Source organism: Paenibacillus hodogayensis (assembly GCF_039536325.1).
Taxonomy (GTDB): Bacteria; Bacillota; Bacilli; order Paenibacillales; family NBRC-103111; genus Paenibacillus_AB; species Paenibacillus_AB hodogayensis.
In genome coordinates, this window is the sequence record NZ_BAAAYO010000001.1 from 862,787 (window position 1) to 880,535 (window position 17,749).

At 55.7% G+C, this 17,749-nt stretch carries 10 protein-coding genes and 1 pseudogene; 5 read left to right on the top strand and 6 right to left on the bottom strand.

Translation table 11 applies throughout. The features are described 5' to 3' along the window. Nucleotides 1-150 precede the first annotated feature (150 nt). The 5 genes and pseudogenes from ABD796_RS03480 to ABD796_RS03500 all read right to left on the bottom strand — a co-directional run. Nucleotides 151-5,067 (bottom strand): annotated as a pseudogene (locus ABD796_RS03480) (CBM96 family carbohydrate-binding protein); the annotation flags it as partial. A gap of 141 nt (nt 5,068-5,208) precedes the next feature. Further along, nucleotides 5,209-6,795 (bottom strand): extracellular solute-binding protein, encoded by a 1,587-nt coding sequence (locus tag ABD796_RS03485; protein ID WP_344902878.1) that lies wholly within the window; start codon nt 6,793-6,795, stop codon nt 5,209-5,211. Nucleotides 6,796-6,854: 59 nt separating this feature from the next. After that, nucleotides 6,855-7,787, bottom strand: coding sequence for a carbohydrate ABC transporter permease (locus ABD796_RS03490; RefSeq protein ID WP_344902881.1), 933 nt, complete (start codon nt 7,785-7,787; stop codon nt 6,855-6,857). Between the two features lie 3 nt (nt 7,788-7,790). Then, complete coding sequence (locus ABD796_RS03495; RefSeq protein WP_344902884.1) at nt 7,791-8,759, bottom strand: ABC transporter permease; 969 nt, start codon at nt 8,757-8,759, stop codon at nt 7,791-7,793. A gap of 179 nt (nt 8,760-8,938) precedes the next feature. Further along, on the bottom strand, nt 8,939-11,245 hold the full coding sequence (locus ABD796_RS03500; protein WP_344902887.1) for a helix-turn-helix domain-containing protein: 2,307 nt from the start codon (nt 11,243-11,245) through the stop codon (nt 8,939-8,941). A 391-nt stretch (nt 11,246-11,636) separates the two neighbouring features. Between ABD796_RS03500 and serS the strand changes: the two genes are divergently transcribed. Further along, nucleotides 11,637-12,920 (top strand): serine--tRNA ligase, encoded by a 1,284-nt coding sequence (gene serS / locus ABD796_RS03505; RefSeq protein ID WP_344902890.1) that lies wholly within the window; start codon nt 11,637-11,639, stop codon nt 12,918-12,920. Between the two features lie 73 nt (nt 12,921-12,993). On the opposite strand, the gene ABD796_RS03510 is transcribed toward serS, so the two are convergent. Beyond that, nucleotides 12,994-13,149, bottom strand: coding sequence for a hypothetical protein (locus ABD796_RS03510; protein ID WP_344902893.1), 156 nt, complete (start codon nt 13,147-13,149; stop codon nt 12,994-12,996). Between the two features lie 170 nt (nt 13,150-13,319). Between ABD796_RS03510 and ABD796_RS03515 the strand changes: the two genes are divergently transcribed. The 4 genes from ABD796_RS03515 to ABD796_RS03530 are packed head-to-tail and all read left to right on the top strand — an operon-like array spanning nt 13,320 to nt 17,634. Further along, a complete protein-coding gene (locus ABD796_RS03515; RefSeq protein ID WP_344902896.1) occupies nt 13,320-14,099 on the top strand; it encodes an amidohydrolase family protein in 780 nt (259 codons plus the stop codon). Further along, entirely contained in the window at nt 14,096-15,427 is a 1,332-nt protein-coding gene (locus ABD796_RS03520; protein WP_344902898.1) for an ABC transporter substrate-binding protein, read from the top strand. The genes ABD796_RS03515 and ABD796_RS03520 overlap by 4 nt, the downstream gene beginning before the upstream one ends. 57 nt (nt 15,428-15,484) lie before the next feature. Next, a complete protein-coding gene (locus ABD796_RS03525) occupies nt 15,485-16,714 on the top strand; it encodes an aspartate aminotransferase family protein (protein WP_344902901.1) in 1,230 nt (409 codons plus the stop codon). 20 nt (nt 16,715-16,734) lie between these two features. Continuing rightward, nucleotides 16,735-17,634, top strand: coding sequence for an amidohydrolase family protein (locus ABD796_RS03530; RefSeq protein ID WP_344902904.1), 900 nt, complete (start codon nt 16,735-16,737; stop codon nt 17,632-17,634). The last annotated feature ends 115 nt before the right edge of the window (nt 17,635-17,749 follow it).

The window sequence follows — 17,749 nt, forward strand, 5'->3', positions numbered from 1 at the left end:
CGTCGTAAACGTATAGCTGCCGGACCCTCCGTTGTTCGTAATCGTAACCGGTTCGTTTGGCGTAAGAGTAGCGACGACCGGTTGACTGGTCGGCGTCGTCAAACTATAAGCAATCGTGGCCGCAGGCACCGTCGTATCGATACGGAACATAGCCGCTTGCGCCGTTTCCGTATTGCCCGCCCGGTCAAGCGAACGGTACATCAACCGGTGTTCCCCGTCTCGATCGAAGACGATCGGAGCCGAATAAGGCTGCCAGGAGCCCCCGTTATCGAGGCTGATTTCGGTTTTTTCCACGCCTGACCAAGCATCTTCCGCTGTCAGTGTTACCGTCACCGGGTGCACGTAATGGCCATTCCATCCGTCCGGCTCAGCGGGGGAAACGGCCGCCTTCGTAACCGGAGAGGTTTTATCGATGCGAATATCGATAAATTGCGGCGCTTCCACGTTACCGGCATCATCCGTCGAGCGGTAATCCACCCGGTACTTTCCATCCGCTTCGAAGGAGAGCGGCGACGTGTAGCCATGCCATGCCGTACCGCCGTCCATACTGTAGACAGTCTCGGTAACGGAGCCATCGTCCGTGGCGTTTAGTGTGACTTTTACCGGAGTGACGTACCAGCCGCTGCGCTCCGTTCCTTCCAAGAGGGCGACCGTTGTCGGAGGTGTGTCGGAGACGGCCATCCATTGAATGGTGCGGAATTTGGACGTTTGCTTGCCGTCTCCGATCCCTCCGCCCCACTCGATATACCCTTTCCGGCCGGCGCCGTCATTGTCGTTGACGAGCATCGAGAAGCTGAACACCTCGTTTTTGCTCGCCTTGACGGGAGTCAATTCCGACCAAGGGAGCGACAATTCATAAACGGTGTACTTCTGATCTTCGTCTCTCGACAGCTTCAGCCGCCCATTCGTCACCGCACCTTTTTCCGCGCCCGGAGGGGTGATCCAACGGTAAATTTGCGGCCCGTCCGGCGTTTGCGAAACGCCGTATTCGTACCAATATTGGCTTTCCCCCGGCAAGCCGCTTGCGATGGCGAACTGAATGCTGTCGTTCTTCCAAATATCCGCTCCCGTAAACGGCGCGTACATCGTGTCGTCTTTGATTTGTGCGGTGACGTACAGATGACTTGAATCGAAATGAAGCCAAATGCTGCCGCTTAAATCGTTCGCTCCCTGATAGCCGGTCATTTTGACCGTGCCTTTGGACACGTCGATCGTGGGCGGGGCGGCGGACGTTTCCGGATCGAGCGTTCCATCCACCTGTACCGTCCTTGACTTGACGGGATTAAATTCAGCCGTGCCTTCATACGTAAACGGATCGAACTCGTCAAAGTAAACCGTCACCTTGATCGCGCTGCTTGCGCCGAGGCCAAAGCCCGCAAGCGGAAAATCGACCGTTGCGCCCGAATCCGCCGGAATGGAAATCGGCTGTTCCTTTGTTCCCGTTTGCGTTCCGAATCGCCACTCCACTTTTTTTACATGTAACGGCTTCGATTTGGATTCGTTTTTAATCGTTACCAACAGCGATTTGTCGAGCGTACCCGGATCGGTAATGACGGGACGTACCCGGACGGCATAAGAGCGAAGGGCGGAAGCCGAGCTTCGGAGCAGACCGATCCGTTCGCCGCCTTTTGTCAAAACGCCCGTTACAAGGCGGATACCGGGCTCGTTTCCGCTCGGCACCCGGATCGATTGCACCGTCTGCTGCCCGCTTGGCGTTACGATCGGATACGACTGTCCTTCCACGCTCAAACTCAGATCGAATGCCGCGGACGTCGTATTGTCCGTTTTCAAAACGAACTCCGCCGTTCCGCCGACCTGCGTCGCCTCCCCATTCAGGGCAAACGTCGAATCTTTTTCGATAGCAGAGACTTCCCCTTCAACGAAATAAGGTTCATCGCTTAAAGTCACATACACGCTGCCGTTATACGGAGAGTACGTATGCGAATTGCCCATCATGTCGGTGATTCGGATCGGATTCGCGGCGCGAATGACAGCCGGAATCGTAACTCCTGGGGACCAAAGCACCCGGACCTGCGCTTCGCCTTTATCGAATATATAACTCCGGATGTCCGGCTCCGTCGATTCTCGGCCTGCAAACTGCGCGCCGGCAAGCGCCCTTGTCATCGCAGCCAAAGCCGTATAGGCCGGTTTGGGCGTATAAGCGCCCAGTTTATCGTTCGGGTGGCGGATGACGCCGAAATTGTCTTCATTGTAATCGATCTGAACACCGTCGTTCATAAAATCGTACCACATCACTTTTTCGACCCCGCTGGCGATCGAAACGACATACCCGCGAATAAGATAGTTGGCCTGCGTCTTCTCATCCACACCGCGATTGTCCAGCTCCGTCGGCCAGCCGAACTCGCTGATCCATAACGGCTTCAGCTGCCCGTTGTTGTATGTTCGCATCAAATCCTGCACGCTTCGGATTTTGCTTTCCAGTCCTTCCGGCGCTCCCGGGTATACGTAAGGATGGATCGAAACCGCATCCAAATAGTGCATGCCCCCGAGTTGAAACACTTTCTCCATCCAGGTCAGATCGACCCCGGACACCATCCCGACGACCGGCAGATCCGGGTGAGCGGCTTTGACCGTTTCATACGTCTTTTTCAGCAGCGGAAAGTAATATTCCGGCTTCGAATCGGCCGGACCGGTACCCCTGTCTCCAAAACCGCCTTCAAATTCATTGAACACTTCGGCGGCGTACAGTTGGTCTTCGAAGTAATCCGTATACGCTTTTACGTAATTCGCAAACCCTTCTCGGCCTTCGTCCGTATAGGGGGTGCTGTTGTTATCGTAAAACGGGTTGTTGAATCCGGTCATCAGCGTGAAATCGAAACGGCTATCCTTCAGCGTCGTCATGTATCTATCACGCCATGTCTCAAAGGTATAGACGCCCTTCTGCTTCTCGATACCGTTCCATTCGATGCCGTCCCGAACCATGGACACGCCGGCCGCTTTCATCATCCGGATGACATCGGCAGTCGCCGCAGTCGGAACCCGATGGAGATGCGTCGCCATGCCGAACGGCGAAGATTCGCTTCCCGCCGTACTTTCCGGTGGCAGTACCGCTAGCGGCGTTTTGAACAGAACGGGGTCGCTTCCGGTCATTTCGACTTTGGCTTGCAGCGTGAAATATCCGTAACCGGTAAAAGGAACCGTCCACACGGCTTCATTCTGAACTGACAGAGCGACGCCTTCCGATACGAGCGCCCCATCGTAATCGTAAACGGCCCACTTGACGTCCGGCCTAGTCGTAGCGACCTTGAACCGGATCGGCTCTCCATCCGCAAAGACATTGCCGGGACGAAGCTGGATTAATTGGGTCGTCGGCATTGTTATAGAGGCATACGGGCCGTCCGTGCTCCATTGATTCAGCGCATTCCCGGCCTCGATCTTGAACGTAACGTGCTGACCGGCCTTCAGCCCTGTCACCGCGTAGGACGTTGCCGATGCGCCAACCGTGGCAAGCGCGGTTCCGTTCTTATAAATCGTGTAGCCGGTCACTCCAGCAGGGTCCGCTGCAGGCGACCAATTCAATTGCAAGCCGGTTTCGGTTGCATTCGAAATATCGAGTCCCCCTCCCCCCTGCCAGCTCGGAGCAGCCGCATTCGTCCTGCCTGCGGACAGCTCCAGGAAAGGGCGATTAACCGCATTCTCCCTGCTATTGACAGTAACGGCGTGGCCTTTGGCCGCCTGCTCCACGAGAGCGAAGCTGGCTGTTCCATCCAGCGAAGCTTGCCGTTTCACGAAGGAGGTCACGTCGAATTCGTACCAGCCCGCGGTTTTGCCTACACTAACAGAGCCGAAGTAATGATCGATATCGGGTTTGTTGTTCCAGGTGAGCGCAAGCTCCTTCCAGGAATCGTCCTCCATGCCGTACGCCTGCACGCCGATCGTCGAGTTTTCGGTGTCGGCGGCGTATATGTTCAGCTTGGCCGTTCCGATTTCCCCGGAAACCGACCGCAAATCGTACTTCATGAACGTTTGACGGTTCAAGTTGGCGTCCGCATCGTAATTTTTGACAAGCAGAACAGTCGAAGCGCCGTAATTATTATTGGCATTGCTTCCGCCATTCACATACGTATCTTCGCCAGGCGGCAAGACAGTTTTGCCCAGGCCCGGCGTTGTCTCCGTCACATACGGCCCGTCGCCGCTCCATGCGTTCAGGGCGTTCCCTGCCTCGATCTTGAACGTATATTTTCGGTCAGGCGCAAGCCCCGGCACCGTGTACGCGGTCGTCGTTCCGTCCACAGCCGCGATTACGCTGCCGTTCCGATAAACCTTGTAGCCGGTTATGTTGGCAGCGTCCGTAGCGGCAGACCAGTTCAATTGCAAATGGGTATCGTTGACGCTAGAGACGCTAACGAAGCCAACGTCCGGCCAACTGGGAGCGCTTCCATTTACCCGCTCGCCGGACAGCTCCAAATACGGCCGGTTTTCCGTGTGTTCCTTGCTGTTGATCGACACCGCATGGCCTTTGGCCGCTTGCTCGATAAAGGCGAATCCGGCTTTCCCGTCCAGCGCCTTCTGCCGCTTCACGAATGCGGTCACATCGATTTCATACCAGCCCGGCGTTTTGCCGACATCGATCGTTGCGATATAATGATCAGCGGACGGTTTGGTGTTCCAAGTCGCCGTGGCTTCTTTCCAGGAATCGTCCTCCATGCCGTACACCTGTACGCCGATCGTCGAATTCTCGTTATCGACGGCGTACACTTTGAGTTTGGCCGAACCGATTTCTCCGGTAAACGAACTCAAGTCGTATTTCATATAGGCTTGCCGGTTCAAGTTGCTGTCCGCATCGTAATTTTTCACAAGGAGCACATTCGAGGAACCGTAATTGTTCCCTGCGGCATATCCGCCATTTACATATGTATCTTCGAGCGGATTCAACTGCACGGCCCCCGGAACGGAAGCCGGATTACCCGCGGCTTCCACGGCGAGAAACGGCGCATACTCCTTCCAGCCGGGTACAAAAGGCATAACAAAACTATGGAACAATAATACCGTCAAGGACAAACCCAAGATGCGAGCGGCTGCTTTCGAGCGCCTACTTTTGAACATCCTTCTCACCCCAAATGAACGAATTTTCTCCCGCGCTTGAACTCCATATCATCATCACGCCTCATTTGTCGAACCGTCCCGGGAACTTGTTCCGAATCAATCGCACGGACAAGTTCCCGTCGGTTACCGATTTTGTACGGTTTATTTCATGCCGCTTTTATTTTTCTCGTACCACTCCTGAGCCAGCTTCTCCACATTGTCGCCGCCGAGACGCTTCCATTCTTTGCGCAGCTCGGCCATCCCGTCTTCGGGCGTCATCGCCTTGCCGCCGGTTACGACTTTCGCTTCGATCTGCTGGGCGATCGGATTAAACGTCGCGATCAACTGGGTGAGCTCCGGAAAATCGGGATTAAACGGAATATCTCTGCGGTATTTGTTTTTCAGCGCCAGCTCCAGGGATTTTCCTTTCAGCTTGGCGTAATTTTGCGAAATCTCATCCTTTGCCGCCATGGCCGGGAACAGCTCCGGCTTCAGTACCGAATCCATCACGATCGGGTATTCGAACGCGTAAGCGAGCTCTTTTTTGTTTTTGTCCGCGTCGATTTTTTGTTGGACGCCGTCCACCATCTTGTAGTGAACATTTTCTTCCCCGTATTTGAGCGTTTCCCAACCGTCCTTCAGCATCCAATCGATAAACTGAATCGCCGCTTTGATCTGATCTTCCTTCATTTTGCTGTTGAACGCGGTAAAAATGCTCGGCGGCGCCTCCTGGTACAAACCGTTTTTGCCATACTTCGTGCTGACCGATTCCAGCGGCACCATTTTGGCATTCGACTCGTTTTTGACCAGATTGCCGTTGAGCGCCTCCATATCCCAGCCCCCGAAGTAGATGCCGGCCTTTCCGGTCGTGAGCAGCTGTGTGGAGCGTTGGAAATTCGTATCCGTAATATACTCCTTGTCGATCAGCCCTTCGTCGAACAGCTGCTTCTGGAAAGCAAGCGAATCTCCGTATCGGTCGAGAAGTCTGCCGTATTGAAGCTTGCCGCCCTCCACATACCACTGGCCTTCGTTGGTAAAATACAATGCGCGGTAAATGCTGCTTGCATTGGCGCTCAAGGCGATCGGCACCGTATCCGCCTTGCCGTTGCCGTCCGGGTCCCCGTCCTTGAACTTGCGGGCCACTTCGATCAATTCCTCCACCGTGGTCGGCGTTTTCAGTCCCAGCTTATCAAGCCAATCCTGACGAATCCACATGCCGTGGTTGGCGACCGTTTCCCGCGCAAACGACACGGCGTACACTTTCCCGCCGAAGTTCAAATAAGACTTGAGTTCGGGATGCTTATCCAAATAAGCCTTGTACGTCGTGCTGTATTTCTCGATATAATCGCCGATCGGTTGAATGGCGCCTTGGTTGGCAAGCTGGCTGATGTAGTTCCGGTCGTATTCCCAGATCAAGTCCGGCGCTTCCCCGGAAGCGATCAAGGCGTTCAGCTTCGGCTGCGCCTGATTTCGCGCAACCGGTACCCACTTCACATTTACCGGCGCGTGCTCGTTGATCCACTTCGTCCAGCGGTTGTTCTCGTAGGTTCCTTCCTCCGTCGGCACCGTTCCGCGATCGAACATCGAGACGCTGATCTCCTTCTTCGGTCCCCCGTTTCCTGCGGTGGAGGTTCCGGGCGTGCCGCTCGGCTGCTCCGAACCGGATTTGGCCGTGCCGCATGCGGCAAGCATCGTCATTGCAATCGTGGCGGCGATCGCCGCTGTCCCCGTCTGTCTTCTCTTGTTCATTGGTTCATCCCCTTATCTCATCCATAAATCTGTATTCGGTCGCCCTGCGATACGCGGCCTCAGCCTTTAACGGAACCGATCAGCACGCCTTTGACGAAATGCCGCTGAAGGAACGGATATACACATAGAATCGGCGCGACGGCAATGACGACGGCAGCCGCCTTGATCGCCTCCGGCGTGAGCATGATGTGCTCCGCCGCTTCGTTTCCGCTTATATTGTTCAGCAGATTGTCGTCCACCTTATTGACCATCTGATACAGCTTGACCATAATGGTCAACTTGGTCGACTTCGTAATGTAAAGAAGCACATTGAAGTAGCTGTTCCACCAGCCGACGGCGTAAAAGAGCGATAACGCCGCCAAAATCGGCTTGCACAACGGCATGAAAATTTGCAGCAAAATTCGCCAATCGCCCGCCCCGTCTATCGCGGCGGATTCCTCGATCTCCTCCGGCAGCCCTTCCATAAACGTCTTCATGACGAACATGTTGTACGTGCTGATCAGTCCGGGCAGCCAAACCGCCCAATACGAATTCATCAGCCCAAGCGATTTGATCAATATAAAGTTCGGGATGATTCCCGCGACGAACAGCATCGTAACCGTAATGAATACAAGCAGCGCGCTGCGGCCGAACAGTCTGCGTCTGGACAGCGGATACGCCGCGAGAATCGTCATCGCCATGTTCAGCACGGTCCCAACAATCGTTACGACCACGGTATTGCGCATCGCCACGAATAATTGCCCGTCTTCGATCAGACGCTTGTAGGCGACCACATTGAATTCGACCGGCCACAGGAACACTTCCCCGGACGTAATGGCCCGGCTGCTGCTGAGCGATGCCGCAATCTCGTACCAGAACGGAAATAGCGTGAGCAGCGAAACAAAACCAAGAAATAAGTAAGCGCTTACTGAAGCGATTCGATAACTTGCTGTCCGCCCCGTCCTCCTGCCGTGGTGCGCCGAAGTCCCGGATGTCGCATGGGTCTGGTTCATCTCTTACCACAACCCCCGTTCCCCGGTAACCCGGATTAGGCGATTGACGCCGATAACCAGAATGAGTCCGATTACCGACTGAAACAATCCGATCGCCGTCGTATAGCTGTAGCTCATATTTTGCAAGCCGACCCGGTACACGTACGTACTGATGACGTCGGCTACGTCGAGCACGGAATTATTTTGCAGGACGAGCGTTTGCTCAAGTCCGACATCCATCATTTGCCCCATTCTCAAAATAAGCAGAATGGCGATCGTGCCCCGGATGCCGGGCAGCGTGATGTGCCAAATTTGCCTCAGCTTGGCGGCGCCGTCGATTTTGGCCGCTTCGTAAAGCTGGGGATCGATCGAAGCCATGGCCGCCAGGTACAATATCGTCCCCCATCCCGCTTCCCGCCAAATGCCGGATATCGTATAAGCGATCGGCCACCAGAACGAATCGGCCATGAAATAAATCGTTTCCCCGGTTATTTTCTTCAAGATCAGATTGACGATCCCCGTACTCGGCGATAACGCCGCCACCACGATGCTTCCAAGCACCGCCCACGACATGAAGTGGGGGATGTAGAGCATATTTTGCACGACGCGCTTGTACCAGTTGAGACGAACTTCATTTAATAGAAGCGCGAGCACAATCGGTACGGGAAAGCCGAATACGAGGCTGTACAAGTTCAGCACAAGCGTGTTTCGTAAAATTCGCCAAAAGTCCGGACTTGCGAATATCATCTGAAAATGTTTGAATCCGACCCACTGGCTGCCGAACACCCCGTCCGCAAACCTGTAGTTTTTAAACGCAATAATTTCTCCGGCCATCGGGGCGTATTTGAACAACAAATAAAAACCGATGACCGGCAGGAGCATCAAATACAGGTGTTTGTCCTGCCTCATTCTTCTCCAAGCCGCCTGTCCGGACGTTCTTGCTGTCGTTCCCATCCCGGTCCGTTCTTCCGCCGCCGGGAGATTCCCCTTCATAGCGCTTCACCCTTTCCTTGCCGCCTTGTCATGTTTGCTCTGCGGTACGTTTTTCATTGTAGGCACGGGAGGCTTGCGGCGGAAAGAGACGCGTTATACGGAGGGTGCCTTTTTTTGCGAAAAGGCGCGTGACCTTTTTTGCAGCCGGTGCCTTTTTTTATGCTGCGGCGGCAACAATCCTACTCCGGCGAGGCTTGTGAGGCGATCGCCGAATCCCGGTATTCGCTCGGAGTCATGCCGGTATATTTTTTGAAAGCGCGCAGAAAGCTGCGCGTATTCGTATAGCCGACCGCTTCGGCCACGTCGTTGACTTTGCGGTTTTTGTCCAGCAGCAGCTCCTTCGAGGCATTGATCCGGATTTCGATCAGGTAGTCGATAAAGTTTCGTTCCATATGTTCCTTGAACAATTTGCTTATGTATGTCGGAGAGAGCTCGAACTTGTCGGCAAGCCGGTCGAGTGAAAATTCGCTTTGCCCGTAATGTTCCTGAATATAAGCGACCATTTTCTCGATCGCCTTGTGGCTGCCCCGCTGCATGCGCTTGTCCTCGATCTTCCTCGCCATTTGCTCAAGCGCGGCGAGCACGATGTCTTCCAGATCCTTCCAGCCGCTGCAGCGGCCAATCCGCTCATGAAGATTGCCGAGGCCGGCCAGCGTTTCTTCCGTGTCGATACCCGTCGCGGCGATCCCTTGCAGCGATTTCATGACAAGCTCGTAGGAAAGCTGCCGGAGCAGCTCCGGCGACAGACCGCCTCCAACGGCTTCGCGGAAAAGCTCCGCGACGAATTCGTTCAGCTTGCCGTACTCCGTCTGCCTGAGCGCTTCCACGATGCGGTCGGTCATCTTGATAATCCGGTAGTAGTCCTGGTTGTCCGAGCCGATCAAATCTAGGACGGAAATGACGGAATGGCTGCCGATGACCATGCGGTATTGCAGCGCTTTTTGCGACTCGTCGTACGACCTTGGGATATCGCTCATATCCCGGTAACACCGGCCGACACCCGCCGTTACGAGCAGGCCGAATTGGCGTCTCATGATGTCGAGAATTTGCTCGACTGCGGCGAATGCGCGAAGATGGTTCTGCTCCTCGTCCCCCTCGGCAAAGCTGAATATAATCGCCGCCGAGCTTGCGCCCAGATCGACCGCTATGCCCGCGTTTTCCATATTGATCACTTCTTCCGCGACGTTGCATAGCGCATAAGCGTACAGCGTCTCGTCCTTCGGGCCGATACCGCCGTCCTTGTCGAACTCGGCGGTACAGACGACGAACATTTCCGGCAGAAGCCTTATGCCGATAAACTCCAGCTGACGGCTGACGGACGCATAATCGGTCCGGTATCCGGTGAGCATATCCATCACCATTCGCCACTTCAGCGCCGGCTTGGAATCCCTCACTCTTTTTTCAAGCTGCTCGCGATCGGTGAACATTTGGTCGAACGCCGTCTCCAAATAGCCGAGGCTGCCCGTTTGTCCCGCCTTGACATGCCTCAGCGAACCGGACAGCTTGCCGGCGAGCCGGTCCAGCGGCTTGAACGTGCGGCGGTTCACGAAGAAAAGCGCCGTCAGCGCCATGACGACCATCAGCGAGGCGATGGCGATCATCAGCTTGCGCAGCGACTCCAGCGGTTGATACAACTGGCTCTGCGGAACGACGCTGACGATTTTCCATCCCGTGTAGGCCGACGTCCTGTAGAATACGGACTGCTCGGCTCCGCCGGATTTGACCGTGAATTGCCCGTTGCCGTTCCCGCCCAATATCCGTTTGATATAAGGCTCGTCGGTCATATCGGTATACAGCCGGGACTTGTCGTCGTGCGTCACGATACCGCCGCTTCCGTCAATGATGAACGTATGCCCGTCCTGCTGACCGCCGTCGTACACGTCTCCCATGATGCGGAACAGCTCGTCCTCCGTGATGTTGACGGCGACGAGACCTTTCCGGTACCCCGGACTGCTGATAAGCGGATACGGCCGGATATGCGTAACGGCGTTGTGCTCTTTGTCGCCGTCCCACACTTTGTGGGTGGAAATCCACTTGGAGTACCCTTCCATATCGATGTAGCCGGCCAGCCAATTGTCCGCCGAATCGCTGCGCTGGAGAAACGATTTATCGGTCATCATGTCTTTGCTTGCGTCGGAGTAGACGAATACGGACGAGAGCTGCTCATTGGTAGACACGATCGTTTTCAATTTGTTCGACAGCGCAAAAAAATTCGCATACTTCTGGGAAGGGTCGTCGTAGCTGTCGTACATGAAATAGACGTATTCGACTTGCTGCGACAAATTGAGCAAATCTTTCTCCGTCGTTCGGAACGTGATTTCGATTTTATCGTCGATCTGCTTGAGCAGCGCAAGATGCGTATTCTTCAGATCCTGCTCCAGCCGGCCTACCGTGCCGTAATAAGACAACCCGAAAGTTAAAAATATGATAGCGATGAAAATGGAGCCGTAAATGACCATAACTTTTCCGGAAATGCTGAACCGCATAAAATCCCCCTCTGCCGGCCAACGTGTTCAGATCCATATGTTGATAGATTTGATTTACTATATCATACTACCCCACCCACAAAATACTAGATCTGTGGGTGGGGTTTTGCCCGTTTGACATAAACAAACGGATTGGGGTATACTACTGCACAATTACATATGCGCATTATGCCGATGACGAGCATCCAACTCCGAGGCGTTTGCGATCGGGATTCGTCAGCTTTTCTGTCCGGCGGCGTCCTCTAAGCATGCCGGGAACCGCCCCGTTACCGCGGAACCAAGCGGGCCGGTTATCCGGTCAAATTGGGTGGCACCGCGGGTGATAAGCGCTCCTCGTCCCAAACGACGAAGGGCGCTTTTTTGCCATTTTGCGGAAAAGGACGTGGATTGCATGCTGGACATCCGATTTATTCGAGAAAACAAAGAACTGCTGCAGTTGACGGCGGAGCGGAAACGGCTGGCCGTCCCGCTGGACGATCTGCTGCGAACGGACGAGGAGAGAAAGCGGCTGCTCGCCGAAGCCGAGGCTTTGAGACACGAGCGGAACCGGCTTTCGGAGCAAATACCGCTCCTCATGCGAGCCGGATCGCGGGAAGAGGCGGACGCACTGAAAATGGAATCGAAACGGGTCGGGGAAATGCTGGCCGCCCTGGAGCCGCAGCTCGAGAAGCTCGAAAGCCGATGCAAGGAGCTGATGCTGCTCGTCCCGAACATCGTTTCGCCCGATACGCCGATCGGCGCGTCGGATGCGGACAATGTGGAAGTGAAACGAGTAGGGACCCCTCCCGGCTTCGATTTCGAGGCCCGCGACCATATCGCGCTGGGAGAGTCGCTCGGCCTGATCGATATCGCCCGCGGAGTGAAGGTCGCCGGGAGCCGCAACTATTACTTGCTTGGCGCCGGACTGCATCTGCACCGGGCCGTTCAACAGTTGGCCGTCGATCTGCTTGCAAAGAAAGGCTTCACGGTAATGGAGGTGCCGCTGCTCGTCCGGGAGGAAACGCTCGTTGGCGCCGGTTTCTTCCCCGGAGGAAGAGATCAGACATTCGAGCTTCCCGCGGACGACAAGTGGCTCGTCGGCACGTCGGAGGCGTCGCTCGCCTCCTATTACGCCGGCGAAATCGTCGACGTCTCGCAGCCTATCCGGCTCGCAGCCGTCTCGAATTGCTTTCGCCGCGAGATCGGCTCGGCGGGCCGGGACGTGCACGGCCTGTACCGCGTGCATCAGTTCGCCAAGGTGGAGCAGGTCATCCTGTGCCGGGGCGAAGCCGACGAGTCGGAGCAAATGCTGCAGGACATTACGCAAAACGCCGAGGAGCTGCTCGGACTGCTCGAGCTTCCATACCGGGTCGTCGCGGTCTGCACCGGCGATATGGGACAAAAAAACTACAAGCAGTTCGACATCGAAACGTGGATGCCAAGCAGAGGCAGCTACGGCGAGACGCATTCGTCGTCGAATGTGCACGATTTCCAGGCGCGGCGCCTGGGCATCCGCTACCGCGATGCGGACGGCAAGCTGCGCTTCTGCCACACGCTCAACAATACGGCCGTAGCGTCTCCGCGCATCCTTATCCCGCTGCTCGAAAACCATCAGCGGGAGGACGGCTCGATCCATATCCCGCCCGCTCTGCGGCCGTACATGTACGGAATGGATTCGATCCGGCCCGGTGGTTGAAGATAACGGTTTTCGGAAGCAGTTAGGTTGGAAAGAATACAGGCCGGGGAGCATGAGCTCTCCGGCCTGTCTGTTATTCGTTCGCATGATCTTCTTCCCGCTCCGCCTTGTCGCTCTCCGGCAGCGGTTCTTTTTCCTCTTCGCGCAAATATTGATCCTGATCGCTTCCCCATATAAAATCGTAATTCGTCAAATTCGGCTGGAAAGCGGCATCCTGCTTCTCTTCCATCCTCGGTCACATCCTTTTTTCGGTAAGTATGCGGCAATCCCCCCAAAACTATTCATCGCGCACACGGAAATAAGTATTGTCAGCACTTGGATAGGGATGTATACTGATGATGAATTAATGGTATAGGTAAGGTACATATACCATTATGATGATTTCAAGGGGGAGTCAACTTGAATTGGATCGATGCGCACGTGCATTTGCAAGGAGCGGATTTGCATCCGCTCACGCTGAGCGAGGGCGACCGGCTGGGAGTAGAGCGTTTCGTCTGCTCCACCGTGGTAGGCATGGGGTACTACCCGACCTTCGAGCAGGTGAGCCAGTCTAACGATCACCTGTCTGCCGTTATTCGTCGACATCCCGATAGGGTATCCGGTTATTGTTACGTCAATCCGCGCCATGGCGCAAAGGCGCTGGACGACTTCCGCCGGCGTATGGAAGACCAAGGCATGATCGGCCTCAAACTGTGGGTGGCGACGTTGTGCGACGATCCGCTGACGTATCCGTTCATCGAGCAGGCCATTCAATACCGCGCGCCGATTCTGATTCACGCCTGGCGCAAGACGGTCGGACAGCTTCCTTACGAGTCGACCGCATCCCATGTGGCGAACTTGGCACGCCTCTATCCGGAGGCGCGTATCATTATGGCGCACATGTCCGGCCAAGTGGAGAGTTCCGTCCAGTTGGTCGAGCCTTATCCGAATGTGTATACGGATACTTCGGGTTCTCCGATCGGCGGCGGTGAGGTGGCGATAGCGGTGAAGCGCCTTGGGGCGAAACGGGTATTGTTCGGTTCGGATTTGTACGGCGCCTGTCTGGCCAGCAATATCGGCAAAGTCCTTGGCGCAGGGCTAAGCGAAGAAGATTTTGAACGGGTGATGGGTCAAAATATGGTATCGTTGCTGAGCGAAGTCAAAACCAGCCATTCCTATGCCGGGGGAGAAGCGAAATGAACAAAAGCCGCGTTTGGAGAACGTTCTCCGTAGTTTTGGCTAGCGCATCGCTTTTCGCTGCCGGATGCTCCGGCAAACAAAGCGGGGGCAGCGAAGCGGCCGCGAACGACGGCCGGCCGCCCTCTCCCGCGCCGGCAGAGCCGGTGGAGCTGGCGGTTCACGCCACGATGAGCGGAATGACGGAAGATTTTATGAAGAAGCATTTCGGCGCGTATATCACCAAAAAATTCCCGCACGTAACACTGAAATATATGCCGACCGTTTCCGGCAGAACGACTAAAGACTATTTGGCCTCCGGCGAGAAGTTCGATATTTTGATCACCCCGAGCGGCTCGACCCCCGGTTCCCTTCTCGATAACCAGCTGCAGCTCGACCTGACGCCCTTTATTAAAAAATACAATTTCGATTTGAACAAGCTGGAGTCTTCCAGCGTGGATATTCAAAGAAAGTTCGCCGGAGGCGAAGGTATTTACGGCATCCCCTTTACGGCGAATACGCTCGTTTTGTTCTACAACAAAGATTTGTTCAATCAATTCGGCGTTCCGCTTCCGACGAACCATTCAACCTGGGACGACATTTACGAAAGCGTCAAAAAATTGTCGCGGACAGAAGGCGGCACCGCGTATCGCGGATTGACTGCGGCCTATTGGCACTTGTTCCTGCTGAACCAAACTTCGACTCCCGGCCAAGACGCCAAAACGTTCAAATCGCTTTACATGGGCGAACCGTACAAAAAAGAAATGGAATTTATGACGAGCTTTTTCCGGGTTCCCGGGAACAATTGGGAGAAAGGAACGTCCGTAGCCGAGATGGTAAACGCTTTCGTGCAAGGGACGTCGGCCATGTATGTAGGACTCGATAATACTTGGCAGCTCTACAAATTTCCGAAGGAGCTGAACTGGGATATGATCCGCCTTCCCCAGCGCAAGGAAATGCCCGACACCGGCCCGCAAACGTATCCGAACTATATGTATGTGACGAGCACCAGCAAGCATCCGGATACCGCGTTTCAAGTAGCGGCCGCTTTCGCTTCCGACGAATTTCAAAGTTATTACACGAAGCAAGGCTATTTGCCCGTCACGAAAAACAGCGCCGAGCTCATGAAGCAGTACAGCGCGGATTTGCCCGAGTTTGCCGGCAAAAACAAAGATATATTGTGGCCGAAATTGGCGCCGAGTACGGGCGTTACCAAATACCAGTCGATCGACACGAAGTATGAAGGACAGTTGTTCATCGATATTGTAACGGGCAAAAAAGATATCAACACGGCGCTTCGCGACGCGGCGGAAGCCCACGACAAAGATTTGGCGGCGGCACTCAGCAAGTGAGGTCCAGGCGCGGAGCGCAATGGATTACGCGAATAACGGCAGGAGGCGAAGGACGCGATGGAGCAAACGCAATCGCAGCTATGGACGGAAAGACTGAACGAATCGATACCGGGCGGGTCGAGCACGGGCTCGAAAGCTCCCTTGTACTTGCCGGAGGAGCCGGGAGCTATCGTGCGCGGCAAAGGGTGCCGGATCTGGGACGTCGACGGGCGCGAATTTATCGACTTCCGTAACGGACTCGGGCCGGTTACGCTCGGCTATGGGTTTCCCGATGTCGATGAGGCAATTCGGCGTCAGTTGGATAACGGGATCGTGTACGGCCACCCTCATGTACTGGAAGGAGAAGTCGCCGAGCTATGCCGCGAGCTGATTCCATGCGCCGAGCAAGTACGGTTTCTGAAAACCGGCGGAGAAGCGATTGCGGCCGCCATCAAGCTGGCCCGGGCCTATACGGGACGGGATCATGTCGTGCAAATCGGGTACAACGGCTGGCTGAACGGCAACGCCGTCGGCGGCGTCGCCTTGCCCGGACGCACGGCCCAAACATTGCCCGGCGTCCCTTCCGCCGTCAGCCAGCTTCACCACGCTTGCCGGTGGAACGATATCCCGGCGCTGGAGCAGCTGCTCGACCGGCATGCCGGTCAAATCGCGGCCATCGTCGTCGCCGCCGATTATGCCGGAATCGAAGACGGACGCACGTTCTACCCCGCTTTGCGTTCGATTGCCGACAAACACGGGGCACTGCTGCTGTTCGACGAAATCGTAACCGGGTTCCGCATCGCGATCGGCGGAGTCCAGCAATACTTCGGCGTTACCCCGGATTTAGCCGTATTCAGCAAAGGGATCGCCAACGGCATGCCGCTTTCCGTCTATGCCGGACGGAAGGACATCATGTCGTACTGCGCGCCGGGCAAAGCGGTCATCTCCTCGACATTCGGCGGCGAGACGTTGTCGCTCGCGGCGGCGAAAGCGTGTATGGACACGTATCGGAGCCGCGATGTCGTCGGCTTTTTGTGGAAGCAGGGCGAGACGCTGTGGGGCGGGTTAAGCCGGATGTTCGGCTCCAAGGGCGTGCCGATCGAGATTCGCGGCTTCTGGCCGTGCCCCGCTTTCAGAGCGACGGAAGGCGGTGACCTGCCGCGGTTTTTCCGACTAGCTTACAAGCACGGGATTTCGATGTACAACGTCTCCTATGTCAATTTCAGTCACAGGGACGAAGATATCGCGGAAGCTTTGGAACGGTTCGAGCGGGTTTGCGATGACTATATGACGATGCAGGAGCAATAAGTCTACTGGGAGGTAACGGAATGACTGCAAGCAAGGAAAGCAACGGAATGGGAAAACAAGCTGAAAATCGGGAACACGGCGCTTCCGGGCATACGTTGTCGGCGGCGACGCGCCTGCTCGAGCCTTTTGCAGCGGAGAAGGCAATCGATTTGACCGCATTTATGGGCCAATGGCCGGCAAGGCTGTCGGTACGCGCGTCGGCGGACGATTTGTCCGCTATGGCCGATCGGCTTGGACTCGGCGCTCTGTGCGTCAGTCATATCGCTTCTATTTTCGGATTCGACACGAGGGAAGGCAATGAGGAGCTGTTCCGGGAAACGGCGGGCGATAGTCGGTTATGGCCGTTCGCCATCGTCAATCCGGACGAAGCCGGCTGGGAGCAAGAACTGGAATGGGCCGCGGGCGCCGGCGCGCGCGGAATCCGCATCGTTCCGGGCTACCATCGGTACAGCTTGGCGTCGCCGCAGGCGCTGGATCTGGTCAAAAGGCTGGAGTCGTACCGGCTTCCTTTGCACATATGCCTTAGGCTGGAAGACGAACGGCTCGTCCATCCGCGACTTCCGGTCAGCCAAATTCCGCCTCACGAGGTGGCCGAGCTGCTGCGTCAAGCAGGGAGTTTGCCGATCGTGCTAAGCGGGCTCAGAGCCCACGAATGGGCGGGCATCGCCGAACATTTGAACGATGATGAAAGAGCGCAGCGGGAAAAGCTGGTCCTGCTCGATTTGTGGTTTGCGAACGGGCCAATCGGCGTCATCGCTTCGCTCTGCCTGAACGGATCGTCCAGCCGGCTCGGCTACGGCTCCTGCGCGCCGATTCAGGTGCCCGAGGCAACCGCGCTTCAGCTTGCCGCAGCTGACATCACACCGGAGCACCGCACCGCCTTGTGCCGCGGGAACGCCTCTACGCTGCTCGGGCTGTAGGATAGCGCATTCGTCTCCAGCACGGTTCCAGCCCGATCTCAGCCATTTCGTGATGTTTTGAGCACCGCTCAGAAGCGAATTTCTTTTAAAGAAAAGGACCCCAAATTCCACTTTG